Below are 11654 nucleotides of genomic sequence, written 5' to 3'. Positions count from 1 at the left end.
GCCGAGCATTGGCCTCCCCCGCATCGCGTGGCGCGCCACAGGCTTGGTGGAGCCTGGGCCCCGGCCTTCGCCGGGGTATTGCGGAGTTTCAAGACCCGTTCAGGCCGAGCGACGTCGAAGCCCGCACCCGGCCGCTCACGGCAGCAGGAACGTCCCCTCGATCACCGTCACGCATTCGCCGCCCAGCACCACCCGGTCGCCTTCCATCCGGCACATCAGCCGCCCGCCGCGCGCGCTCGCCTGCTCTGCCACAAAGGCATCGCGGCCCAGCTCCTGCGTCCAATAGGGCGTGATCACCGCATGCGCCGCGCCCGTCACCGGGTCTTCATCGATGGCGAAGGCCGGTACGAAGACGCGGCTGACCACATCCGCCTCACCCGCCCCGCCCCGCGCGGTCAGGATCACGACGTAGCGGCCCGCCGCCGCCAGCGCCGCGAAGTCGGGCGTACAGGCCCGTACCCGCGCCGCATCGTCGACCACGACCACCGCATAGCCCGCCGGATGGCGCAGCGTCGCGACCACGCCCCCGACGCCCAGCGCCTCGACCACGCCCGGCAACGCCGCAGGCACCGGCGTCCGCTCGGGCAGCGACAGGCTGTAGCCCAGCCCGTCGCGCGCCACTTCCAGCACCCCGGCATGGCGGGTCGCGAAGCGCACCCGCTCGCGCGTCGTATCGGAGGACAGCACGACATGCCCGCTCGCCAGCGTGGCGTGGCCGCACATCTCGACCTCGTCGCCCGGCGTGAACCAGCGCAGCGCGAAATCCGCCGCCGCGCCGTCGGCCGCCACCAGAAAGGCGGTTTCGGACAGGTTGTTCTCCTGCGCGATCGCCAGCAGCGTGGCGTCGTCCAGCCACTCCGACAGCATCATCACCGCCGCCGGATTGCCGCCGAACGCCGCGTCGGCAAAGGCGTCGACCTGGGTGAAGGGGATGCGCATCAATATCCGATCCGCTTGCCGAACCAGTGCGGGGTCACGTCCGCCTCGACCAGCGGATTGTCGGTGTCGACATGGCCTTCGGGATCGAGATGGATCAGCACCTCGACCTTGGGGAAGGCCCGACGCAGCGCGCGTTCGACCCCCTCGACAATGTCATGCGCGGCGGCGACGGTCAGGTCGCGCGCCACCTCCATATGGAATTGCGCGAAATCGTGGCTGCCCGAACGGCGGGTGCGGAAGTCGTGAATGCCCTTCAGCCCCGGCTGGCGCGCGGCGACGTCCAGGAACGCGGCGCGCTGGTCGTCGGGCCATTCCTTGTCCATCAGCTGGTCGATCGCGGTCGAGGACGCCTGGAACGCGCCCCAGGCCAGCCACAGCGCGATGGCGATGCCGAAAATCGGATCCGCGCCGTGCCAGCCGAAATACTGGTCCAGCACCATCGCGACGATCACCGATCCATTGAGCAGCACGTCCGACTGGTAATGGACATTGTCCGCCAGGATCGCGACCGAACCGGTGCGACGGATGACGCTGCGCTGATAGCCGAGCAGCACCACGGTCGCGGCGATCGCGATGACCGACACGCCGATGCCGAACTCGGCGTCGGAGGTGGGATTGTCCGCGCCCAGCGCCATCACCGCGCGCCACGCGATGCCCGCCGCCGAGGCGGTGATCAGCGCCACCTGGAACAGCGCCGCCAGAGCCTCCGCCTTGCCATGGCCGAACCGATGGTCATGGTCGGCCGGGGTCGCCGCCAGCCGGACGCCGTACAGCGTGACCAGGCTGGCCAGCAGGTCGAGCGCGGTGTCGGCCAGCGACCCCAGCATCGCGACCGACCCCGTTCGCCAAGCGGCAAAGCCCTTCAGCGCCAGCAGGAACAGCGCCATCGCGACGCTGGCCAGCGCCGCCTTGGTCGCCAGCGGAATGACCTTCTTGCGTTCGTCCTGGGTCACGGGAACAGCAGCCCTTCGTCCCAGCCATTCTCGGGCGTGCGGGTGAAGACGCGGCGCTCGTGCAGCCGGTGTTCGCGGTCGAGCCAGAATTCGATCCGCTCGGGGGACACGCGGTATCCGCCCCAATGCGGCGGGCGCGGCACCTCGCCGCCCTCGAACCGGGCGCGCACCGCCTCGAACCGCGCCTCGAACGTCGCGCGGTCGGCGAGCGGGCGCGACTGGTCCGACGCCCAGGCGCCCAGCTGCGAGTCGCGGCCCCGGCTGGCGAAATAGGCATCCGATTCCGCATCGGAGACGCGGGCGACCATGCCCTCGATCCGGATCTGGCGGCGCAGCGACTTCCAGTGGAACAGCAGGGCGGCCCGGCTGCCCTCGCCCAGATCCTGCGCCTTGCGGCTCTCACGGTTGGTGTAGAACACGAATCCGCAGGCATCATGCCCCTTCAACAGGACCATGCGGACCGAGGGCTGAAGGCGCGCATCGACCGTCGCCAGCGCCATCGCATTGGAATCGTTGATTTCGCTCGCACGCGCTTCGGCAAACCACGCATCGAACAGGGCAAAGGGATCGTCAGCCATGCGCGCGTCCATACGCTTGTGGCCGACGAAAACCAATGTCGGGAACGGAAACGCCGGGTCCGTCATTGGTCCCGTTACGCAACGGAGAAATTCCCAATGCCCGCACGCGCTTACTGGCAGGGTCAGATCCGCCTCGCCCTCGTGTCGATCCCGGTCGAGCTGTATCCCGCGACCAAAAGCGGCGCGACCATCCAGTTCAAGCAGATCCACGAACCCAGCGGCAAGCCGATCCATTACGAAAAGGTCGTCAGCGACATCGGCCCGGTCGACACCGACGACATCGTGAAGGGCTATCAGGTCGCCAAGGGCGATTATGTCCTGCTCGACCAGGACGAGATCGACGCGGTCAAGCTGGAGTCGAAGAAGACGCTGGAGCTGACCCGCTTCGTCGATGTGGGCGAGATCAACGTCCTGTATTACGAACGCCCCTATTTCGTCGTCCCCGCCGACGATCTGGCCGAGGAAGCGTTCATCGTCCTGCGCGAAGCGTTGAAGCGGACGGGCAAGGTCGGGCTCGGCCAGCTGGCGCTGCGGGGTCGCGAATATATCGTGTCGCTTCGGCCATGCGGACGCGGGCTGATCCTGGAGACGTTGCGCTACGCCGACGAGGTGAACAAGGCGCAAGGGTTTTTCGGCGATATCGGCGATGCCAAGCCCGATGCCGAACTGCTCGAACTGGCCGAGGCGCTGATTGAGAAGAAGTCGGGCCCCTTCGACCCCAAGCAGTTCCACGACCATTATGTCGAGGCGCTTCACCGCCTGATCGAACGCAAGCGCAAGGCCAAGGGCCGGAAGATCATCGAGGACGAGGATGACGCGCCCGCGCGCTCCGGCGGCCATGTCGCCGACCTGATGGCGGCGCTGAAGCAATCGATGGAGACCGGCGAGACGCGCAGCCGCCCGCGCAAGGCCCCGGCCAAGACCACGCGCAAGGCGCCCGCCAAGAAGCCCGCCCGCAAGGCCCCGGCGCGCAAACATGGCTGATCCGCTCGCCCGCTATAACGCCAAGCGCGACTTCACCCGCACCGCCGAGCCTGCGGGGACGCTGGAACCCGGCAGCGGCAACGGCTTCATCGTGCAGAAGCATGACGCGACGCGGCTCCACTGGGACTTCCGGCTGGAGGTGGACGGCGTGCTCAAGAGCTGGGCGGTGACGCGCGGGCCGAGCCTGGACCCGGACGAGAAACGGCTGGCGGTCAGGACCGAGGACCATCCGCTATCCTATGCGACGTTCGAGGGGACGATCCCTTCGGGCGAATATGGCGGCGGCACGGTAATGCTGTGGGATCGCGGCACCTGGTCGCCGGTCGCGGGCAAGAGCGCCGCCGATCTGGAGGACGGGCACCTCCACTTCATCCTCGATGGCGAGCGGATGAAGGGCGAATGGCTGCTGGTCCGCATGAAGCCGCGCGGCCGGGAGAAGCGCGAGAACTGGCTGCTCCGCAAGGTCGCCGATGCGCAGGCCGGGGGCACCGACACGCTGACCGATCAGGCGCTGACCAGCGTGTCGACCGGGCGGACCATGGCGCAGATCGCCGAGGGAAAACCGGCCAAGGCAAAGCCCGCCGGAAAGGCGAAGGCCGCCCCGCGCCGGACGAAGGCGAAAAAGGCCGCACCGCCGGCGTTCCAGCCCCCGGCGCTGTGCACGCTGGTCGACCGGGTGCCCGCAGGCCAGGGCTGGCTGCACGAGATCAAATATGATGGCTATCGCGCGCTGATCGCGGTCGGCGGTGGCGCGGCGCGGGTCTTCACCCGCAACGGGCTGGACTGGAGCGACAAGTTTCCCGGCATCGTCGCGGCGGCGGCCGACCTGCCCGTCACCTCGGCGCTGGTCGATGGCGAGATCGTCGCGTTCAAGGACGGACGCCCCGATTTCTCGACGCTGAAGGACGCGATCGGCAGCGACAAACCGATGAGCCTGTTCGCCTTCGACCTGCTCTCGCTCGACGGCGAGGATCTGACCGAGCTGCCGCTGGTCCAGCGCAAGGAGCGGCTGCGCGCGATCGTCCCTGACGGCGACGAGACGATCCGGTTCGCCGAACATGTCACGGGTTCCGGCGAGGCGCTGTTCGACAGGCTGTGTGCCGAGGGGCTGGAGGGCGTCGTCTCCAAACAGGCCGGCAGCCGCTATCCCGGCGGCCGGAGCCGCGACTGGCTGAAGGCCAAATGCCTGAGGCGGCAGGAATTCGTCATTATCGGCTGGCTCCCCTCGGACAAGGCGCGGCGCGGGTTCAAGTCGCTGCTGCTGGGCGTGAACCGCGACGGCAAGCTGACCTATGTCGGCAAGGTCGGCACCGGTTTCACCGCAGCGCGGATGGACGAACTCCGCCGTCTGCTCGACGCCCGCGCCCGCCGGACCGCGACCGTCGAGGCACCGCGCGCCATGGTGCGGGGGGCCAAATGGGTCCGCCCCGATCTGGTCGCCGAGATCGCCTTTACCGAGACGACGCCCGATGGCCTGCTCCGCCATCCCAGCTTCATCGGGCTGCGCGAGGACAAGCCCGCCGATCAGGTGGTCGAGGAACGCCCCGCCCCCGCGCCTGCTTCCTCGTCGGGCGAAAGCGCGGTCACGATCACCCATCCCGACCGGGTGATCTTCCCCGACAGCGATCTGACCAAGGGCGCTCTGGCCGATTATGTCGCGACCGTCGCGCCGCTGATGCTTCCCTGGGTCGCGCGGCGGCCGGTCAGCCTGGTCCGCTGTCCGCAAGGCCGAGCACGGGCCTGTTTCTTCCAGAAGCATGACGCGGGCAGTTTCGGGCCGCAGGTCCATTCGGTGCCGATCCGCGAGAAGGACGGCGGCACCGAACCCTATCTCTATGTCGAGGATGCGGAGGGCCTGCGCGCCTGTATCCAGATGGGGTCGATCGAATTCCATGGCTGGGGCGCGGGCATCGCCGCGCTGGAACAGCCCGACCGGATGATCTTCGACCTCGATCCCGACCCCAGCGTGTCGTTCGACGAGGTGAAGCGCGCCGCCGTGCATATCCACGACCAGCTGGCCGAACTGGGGCTGACGAGCTTCGCGATGCTGTCGGGGGGCAAGGGCGTGCATGTCGTCGTGCCGCTGACGCCCGATGCCGAGTGGCCTGCCGTATCGGACTTTGCCGAGCGTTTCGCCAAGGCGCTGGCGCAGAGCGATCCGGGACGCTTCGTCGCGGTCATGACCAAGGCCAAGCGCAAGGGCCGCATCTTCATCGACTGGCTGCGCAACCAGCGCGGCGCGACGGCGGTCATGCCCTATTCGGCGCGGGCCCGGGCCGGGGCGCCGGTGGCCGCCCCGGTGGCGTGGCGCGAGCTGGACGCGATCGACCGGGCGGCGCGCTGGACCATCCGCGATGCCGCCGAACTGGTCGCGCGCGCCGACGGCGCGGCCCTGCGCGGCTGGGGGGTCGCGGATCAAATCCTGCCCGATCTCTAATCGCCTGTTGCAACCTTGGGCGGATGCGGCGATTTTCCCCGCCCGATGGACCCATCCGAGGACAGCCCCGCGCAGGCCGCCGCCTGGATCGCCACCTATCGCAGCATCGCGACGCCCTCGGACGTGCTGGCGGGATCGGCCGACCCGGCCTGGCCCGCGATGCTGGAGGAACTGGCCGCCGTCGCCAGCAACCTGGCCCATGCGCGCGAGCGGGTGCAGCGCCACGCCGCCGATATCGGCACGGGCTTCCGCATCATCGGCGAGACCGACGAGCGCCCCTGGCCCGTCTCGCCCGTGCCCCTGCTGATCGACATGACCGAATGGGCGGGGATCGAAGCGGGCGTGGTCCAGCGCGCCGAACTGCTGGAGACGATCCTCGCCGATCTCTACGGCCCCGGCGATCTGGTGGCCGAGGGGCATATCCCCGCGGCGCTCGCGACCGGCAGCCCCTATTTCCTGCGGCCCATGGTCGGGGTGACGCCGCCGGGCGGGCATCATCTCAGCTTCGTCGCCTTCGACCTGGCGCGCGGGCCGGACGGCGAATGGCGGGTGCTGGCCGATCACCTGCGCAACCCGGCGGGCGCGGGCTATGCGCTGGAGAACCGGCTGGCGGTCAGCCGGACGCTCGGCGGGCTCCAGAACCGGCTGAACGTCCAGCGCCATGCGCCCTTCTTCGCCGCCTTCCGCGCCGGGCTGGCGGCACAATGCCGTCGCGCCGATCCGCGCATCGGCCTGCTGACCCCCGGCCGGTTCAACCCCAGCTATCCCGAACAGGCGCATCTGGCGCGCTATCTGGGGCTGTTGCTGGTCGAGGGCGCCGACCTGGCCGCGATCGAGGGGCAGGTCTATGTCCGCACGGTCGGCGGACTCAAGCGGATCGACGCGCTGTGGCGGCGGCTCGATCCCCGGCTGCTCGACCCGCTGGCGTTCGACAGCCATTCGCAGATCGGCGTGCCCGGGCTGATCGACGCCTATGCCGAGGGACAGGTGGTGCTGGCCAACGCGCCGGGCGCGGGCGTGCTGGAAAGCCCGGCCTTCTCCGCCTTCCTGCCCGCATTGTCGCAAAAGCTAGCAGGCGCGCCGCTCAGGCTGCCCAATATCGCGACCTGGTGGTGCGGCGGCTCTGCTCAGGCCGGGCATGTCACCGCGCATCTCGACCGGCTGCTGATCGCCCCCGCCTTCGGCCCCCGGCCGCTCGGCCTGCCGGACGGCGCGCGGCCGGGCGCGACCCTGTCGGCCGGGGAGCGCGCGACATTGCTCGCCGACATGGCCCGCCGCCCGCAGGATTATGTCGGGCAGGAGATGGTTCGGCTGTCGACCATGCCCGTCGTCATCGGCGACCGGCTGGAGCCCCGCCCCTTCACGCTGCGGGTGTTCGCCGCACGCGATGCCGAGGGGCGCTGGACCGTCCTGCCCGGCGGCTTCGGCCGGATCGGCGACCATCCGGAAGCGACCGCCGCGATGATCGGCGAAGGGCTGTGGTCCGCCGATGTCTGCGTCCATGGGCCGGACCCGGTGGCGCCGATGTCGTTGCTCGCCGCGCCCGATTCGCTGCATGTCCGGCGCAATCCGGGGACCTTGCCCAGCCGGGTCGCCGACAATTTCTACTGGCTGGGCCGGTATCTGGAGCGTGGCGAGGCGCTGCTCGCCGCGATCCGGGTGATGCTGGGCAATTCGATCGACGTCGATGGCGGCGCGGCACTCGACCCGCGCACCGTCGGACGGCTGGTCGGACTGATCACCGGCGGCGGCGCCGCGCCGCATCCCGACAGCCTGCACCGCGCCGCCCTCACCCAGTTCGCCCGCACCGCAATGGAGGACGAGGCCTGGCACTCTGTCGCGCGGATCAACCGGCTGGCGCGCGGGATCAGCGAGGGGTCGCGCGATCGCCTGTCCGCCGACATGGTGCGGCTGCTGGAGGCGCCCTTCCCCAGCCATGCCGGGATGCTCGACCGGGCGGGGTCGCTCCAGCGCCGCTATGCCGCCATCGCCGGGCTGTCGGCCGAGCATATGGTCCGCACCACGGCCTGGCGCTTCCACGATCTCGGCCGCCGGGTAGAGCGGGCGATGGCGGTGGCGCGCGCGACGCGGCTGTTCGGCATGGCGGGGGCGTCGGCGGACGACCTGTCGACGCTGCTCGACCTCGCCAACAGCCAGATCAGCTATCGCCAGCGTTATCCGACCGGGCTGGCGCGTGTCGCGGTGGTCGATCTGGTCGCGCTCGACCCCAACAACCCGCGTGCGCTCGCCTATCAGACCGCGCGCATCGCCGACTGCCTGTCGCGGCTGCCGGTCCTGTCCGACGACGACATGGCCGAGCCGCAACAGGCGCTGGCCGTCGCCATCCGCGCCGCCGTCGAGACCCAGGATGCGCGCACCCTGGACGCCGATACGCTGGGCGATGTCGAGCGGCGGCTGGGCCTGCTCTCCGAAGCGATCGCGCGCCGCTATTTCCTGCAGGGAGCCGAGCCCTTGCGGGCGGGCGGATTGACACTGGCATGATCTACGACATCCGCCACATCACGCGCTTCGATTATGGCGCGCAGGTCAAATATGCGCGGTGCAACCTGCGGCTGAAGCCCATCGATTGGCCGGGCCAGACGCTGGAGGCCTATGACCTGATCGTCGAGCCGGTCGGCCGCACCCGCACCGCGCGGGCCGAGGCGGGGTTGGCGCATGTCACCCGGCTGGTCGTCGACCGGCCGGTGCGCAGCCTGACGATCGAAAGCCGCGCGCATATGGTGGTCGACCGGCCGGTGCCGATGCCCTCGCCCGGCGACCCGACGCTGGCCGAGGTGTCCGCGCTCGCCCGGTCGAGCCGCGACCTGTCGGCGGCAGGCCCGGCCAATTATATCTTTCCCTCGGCGCTGATCCCGCTCGATCCCGCCATCGCCGAATGGTGCGCCCCCGACCTGTCGCCGGAGCGTGGCGCGCTGGAGGCCGGGTTTGCGCTGGCGGGCCGCATCCAGCGCGAATTCGCCTTCGACCCCGCCGCCACCCTGGTCGACACGCCCCCGGCCGAGGCGTTTCGCCAGCGGCGCGGCGTGTGCCAGGATTTCGCGCAGATCATGATCACCGGCCTGCGCGCCGCGGGGATTCCGGCGGCCTATGCCTCGGGCTATATCCGCACCTTGCCGCCGCCGGGCCAGCCCCGGCTGGTGGGCGCGGATGCGACCCATGCCTGGGTGCTGATCTGGTGCGGGCCCGAACGCGGCTGGGTCGGGGTCGATCCGACCAACGGCATCTGGATGGCGGGCGACCATATCATCGTCGCGGTCGGCCGCGACTATGCCGAGATCGCGCCGGTCGACGGCGTGGTGCTGGGCTCGGGCGCGCAGAAGATGGACGTCAGCGTCGACGTCGCGCCGGTTGGGGAGATGGTGGCGGGGTAGTCAGCCTCCGCCTCGCCACCGTTCGAACGGAGCAAAGGGCGCGGCCCGGCGTCAGACCGAATCCCATGGCCTTCGACTTCGCTCAGGCTGAACGGGGGTTGGGGTTTTAGCCCTCTTCCGTCACCGCATTGGGATTGTCCTTGTCGGGGTCGGGATGGCCGCCCGTGCCGTGATAGGCCGCGCCGCTCTGGCCGCCGTGGAAATCGCCCTCGCGCTCGGGCACGCCTTCGTAACCGCCGCCCTGGCTTTCGCCGCCATGCTTGCCGGGCGCGTCGGATACACCGTCGGGGGCGCCCTTCTTGGCGTCGCCCATCTTGCCGTCTTTGCCGGTCGCCTGCATCGGCTGGGTCATGATCCGTCTCCTTCGATGCTGCAACGCATGGGAGACGGATTGCGCTCCGGTGCGGACTTCCCCACATAGATCGGTAATACACTGGCAACGGGGACAAGAGTGGCCGATCCATATCAGACGCTGGGCGTAAGCCGCACGGCCAGCGAAGCCGATATCAAGAAAGCCTATCGCAAGCTGGCGAAGGAACTGCATCCCGACCGCAACAAGGACAATCCCAAGGCGGCGGAAAAGTTCAGCCAGGTGACCAACGCCTATGACCTGCTGAACGACAAGGACAAGCGCGCCCGGTTCGACCGGGGCGAGATCGACGGCGACGGCAACCCCGCCGCGCCCTTCGGCTTCGGGGGCGGCGGCGCGGGCCCGCGCCCCGGTGCGGGCGGCTTTCGCCAGCAGTTCGACTTTGGCGGCGAGGGTGCGGACATGTCCGACATCTTCGAGGGGATGTTCGGCGGCGCACGGCGCGGCGGGTTCAGCGGCGGCTTTGGCGGTTTCGGCGGCGGCGGCCGTCGCGAGGCGCCCAAGGGCAACACGATCACCTATGCGCTCAAGGTGCCCTTCATCGACGCCGCGACGCTCAGCCCGCAGCGGGTGACGCTGGGCGACAACAAGACGATCGACCTGAAGCTGCCCGCCGGAGTCGAGACGGGCACGCAGATGCGTCTGGCGGGCAAGGGCGAGCCGGGTCCGGGCGGCGCGGGCGATGCGATTGTCGCGATCGAGGTCAGCCCGCACGCCTTCTTCATCCGCGACGGCGACGATGTCCGGCTCGACCTGCCCATTTCGCTCGGCGAGGCGGTGCTGGGCGGCAAGGTGAAGGTTCCCACCGTCGAGCGCCCCGTGATGCTGACCGTGCCGCCGGGCACCAGCTCAGGCAAGACATTGCGATTGAAGGGAAAAGGCTTCCACCGCAAGGATGGCGGACGCGGCGATCAGCTCATTACGCTGATCATCGACATTCCGGCCGATGATGCAGCCTTGCAACGCTTCGCTGCCGAATGGAGCGACGACAGGAACCCGAGGGCCGCACTGGGCGTCTGATCGTTCCATGAACGACCCGAATGGCCTGACCCCCGAAGACCGCGCGCATCACAGGGGCAAGGCCCGAACCGGGCTGGACCGGCAACTCGCCAAGGTCCGGCCGGGTTCGTACGCGTTCGAGATCCTGAAGAGGACCTCGATCGGCGTCTTCAACGACGGGTTCATCCATGCGGGCAACCTGGCCTATCTGGCGTTGATGACAGTGTTCCCGTTCTTCATCACGACCGCCGCCCTCCTGTCGCTGTTCGGGCAAAGCAACGAGACGCAGCATGCGGTCGAGAGCTTCCTGCACGTCCTGCCCCCCGATGTCAGCGACCTGTTGCGCAAGCCGATCCGCGACGTGCTGGCGGCGCGGACGGGCTCGCTGCTCTGGCTGGGCGGGCTGGTCGGGCTGTGGACGGTGGGCGGCTTCATCGAGACGATCCGCGACATCTTCCACCGGGCCTACGGCGTGAAGGCGACGACGGCCTTCTGGCGATCGCGGCTGTCCTCGACTTTGGTCATCATCGCCTCGGTCGTCATCGCGCTGCTCTCCTTCCTGGCGGCTGGTATCCTGACCGCCGCCGAGCAGTTCATCTATCGCCTCGTCCCCTTCGCGCAGAATGTCGCAGGGTGGGTCGGGCTGTCGCGGCTGATCCCCGGCGCGGTGATGTTCGGCGCGCTCTACATGCTCTTCTATTCGGTCACCCCGTCCAAATATCGCGAGAGCAACTGCCGCAAATGGCCCGGCGCGCTGTTCACCGCCGTCTGGTGGGTCAGCATGACCGCGCTGCTGCCCTGGGCGCTGTCGCAACTGGGCGGGTACGACCTGACCTATGGCAGCTTGGCGGGCGTCGTCGTGATGCTGCTGTTCTTCTATCTGATCGGCCTGGGGCTGGTTTTCGGCGCTCATTTGAACGCGGCACTGGCGGAACCGCCCGAACCGGCGCTAGAGAGGGCGATTGAAGACAGCGAACCGGCAGGAGCGGTAACGGCGTGAAC

10 protein-coding genes are annotated in these 11654 nt (G+C 69.2%); 6 read left to right on the top strand and 4 right to left on the bottom strand.

What is annotated here, in order from left to right; translation table 11 throughout:
• Window positions 1-135 precede the first annotated feature (135 nt).
• From QE363_RS05210 to pdxH, 3 genes are read right to left on the bottom strand one after another with little or no spacing between them, the layout of a single operon-like run.
• Window positions 136-939 carry a PhzF family phenazine biosynthesis protein gene (locus QE363_RS05210; protein ID WP_309692725.1) on the bottom strand — a complete coding sequence of 268 codons (804 nt, stop codon included), beginning with the start codon at window positions 937-939 and terminating at the stop codon, window positions 136-138.
• Window positions 939-1892: a cation diffusion facilitator family transporter gene (locus QE363_RS05205; RefSeq protein ID WP_307102910.1), complete on the bottom strand. Its 954-nt coding sequence runs from the start codon at window positions 1890-1892 to the stop codon at window positions 939-941. The genes QE363_RS05210 and QE363_RS05205 overlap by 1 nt, the downstream gene beginning before the upstream one ends.
• On the bottom strand, window positions 1889-2470 hold the full coding sequence (gene pdxH, locus QE363_RS05200; RefSeq protein WP_309692720.1) for a pyridoxamine 5'-phosphate oxidase: 582 nt from the start codon (window positions 2468-2470) through the stop codon (window positions 1889-1891). Before pdxH ends, QE363_RS05205 begins: the two co-directional genes overlap by 4 nt.
• Window positions 2471-2566: 96 nt before the next feature.
• Here pdxH and QE363_RS05195 point away from each other — a divergent pair, with 96 nt between their 5' ends.
• Genes QE363_RS05195 through QE363_RS05180 form a run of 4 tightly spaced genes read left to right on the top strand, consistent with a single transcriptional unit; the run spans window position 2567 to window position 9283 of the window.
• Entirely contained in the window at window positions 2567-3454 is an 888-nt protein-coding gene (locus QE363_RS05195) for a Ku protein (protein ID WP_309692718.1), read from the top strand.
• The gene (ligD, locus tag QE363_RS05190) at window positions 3447-5891 is read left to right on the top strand and encodes a DNA ligase D (RefSeq protein WP_309692715.1); all 2445 of its coding nucleotides are present in this window, start codon (window positions 3447-3449) and stop codon (window positions 5889-5891) included. Before QE363_RS05195 ends, ligD begins: the two co-directional genes overlap by 8 nt.
• Before the next feature lie 45 nt (window positions 5892-5936).
• On the top strand, window positions 5937-8393 hold the full coding sequence (locus tag QE363_RS05185; RefSeq protein ID WP_309692712.1) for a circularly permuted type 2 ATP-grasp protein: 2457 nt from the start codon (window positions 5937-5939) through the stop codon (window positions 8391-8393).
• Entirely contained in the window at window positions 8390-9283 is an 894-nt protein-coding gene (locus QE363_RS05180; RefSeq protein ID WP_307102901.1) for a transglutaminase family protein, read from the top strand. The genes QE363_RS05185 and QE363_RS05180 overlap by 4 nt, the downstream gene beginning before the upstream one ends.
• A 106-nt stretch (window positions 9284-9389) precedes the next feature.
• Here the strand turns inward: QE363_RS05180 and QE363_RS05175 are convergent, their stop codons facing one another.
• The gene (locus tag QE363_RS05175) at window positions 9390-9635 is read right to left on the bottom strand and encodes a hypothetical protein (RefSeq protein WP_307102899.1); all 246 of its coding nucleotides are present in this window, start codon (window positions 9633-9635) and stop codon (window positions 9390-9392) included.
• Between the two features lie 99 nt (window positions 9636-9734).
• On the opposite strand from QE363_RS05175, the gene QE363_RS05170 reads away from it, so the two are divergent.
• Together QE363_RS05170 and QE363_RS05165 are read left to right on the top strand one after the other, a co-directional pair.
• Entirely contained in the window at window positions 9735-10673 is a 939-nt protein-coding gene (locus QE363_RS05170) for a J domain-containing protein (RefSeq protein WP_309692705.1), read from the top strand.
• A gap of 7 nt (window positions 10674-10680) precedes the next feature.
• Entirely contained in the window at window positions 10681-11652 is a 972-nt protein-coding gene (locus QE363_RS05165; protein WP_309692703.1) for a YihY/virulence factor BrkB family protein, read from the top strand.
• Window positions 11653-11654 lie beyond the last annotated feature (2 nt).

This window comes from Sphingomonas sp. SORGH_AS_0870, from assembly GCF_031453175.1.
In the GTDB taxonomy this organism is placed as follows: domain Bacteria; phylum Pseudomonadota; class Alphaproteobacteria; order Sphingomonadales; family Sphingomonadaceae; genus Sphingomonas.
The sequence above is the reverse complement of the archived record's forward strand: the minus strand, read 5'-3'. Positions and strand labels throughout refer to the sequence as shown.

What these genes read in the sequence shown, in the direction of transcription:
- QE363_RS05195 (WP_309692718.1), top strand. Translation starts at nt 2,567, where the DNA reads ATGCCCGCACGCGCTTACTGGCAGGGTCAGATCCGCCTCGCCCTCGTG.
- QE363_RS05180 (WP_307102901.1), top strand. Translation starts at nt 8,390, where the DNA reads ATGATCTACGACATCCGCCACATCACGCGCTTCGATTATGGCGCGCAG.
- QE363_RS05165 (WP_309692703.1), top strand. Translation starts at nt 10,681, where the DNA reads ATGAACGACCCGAATGGCCTGACCCCCGAAGACCGCGCGCATCACAGG.
- ligD (WP_309692715.1), top strand. Translation starts at nt 3,447, where the DNA reads ATGGCTGATCCGCTCGCCCGCTATAACGCCAAGCGCGACTTCACCCGC.
- QE363_RS05210 (WP_309692725.1), bottom strand. Translation starts at nt 939, where the DNA reads ATGCGCATCCCCTTCACCCAGGTCGACGCCTTTGCCGACGCGGCGTTC.
- pdxH (WP_309692720.1), bottom strand. Translation starts at nt 2,470, where the DNA reads ATGGCTGACGATCCCTTTGCCCTGTTCGATGCGTGGTTTGCCGAAGCG.
- QE363_RS05175 (WP_307102899.1), bottom strand. Translation starts at nt 9,635, where the DNA reads ATGACCCAGCCGATGCAGGCGACCGGCAAAGACGGCAAGATGGGCGAC.
- QE363_RS05185 (WP_309692712.1), top strand. Translation starts at nt 5,937, where the DNA reads ATGGACCCATCCGAGGACAGCCCCGCGCAGGCCGCCGCCTGGATCGCC.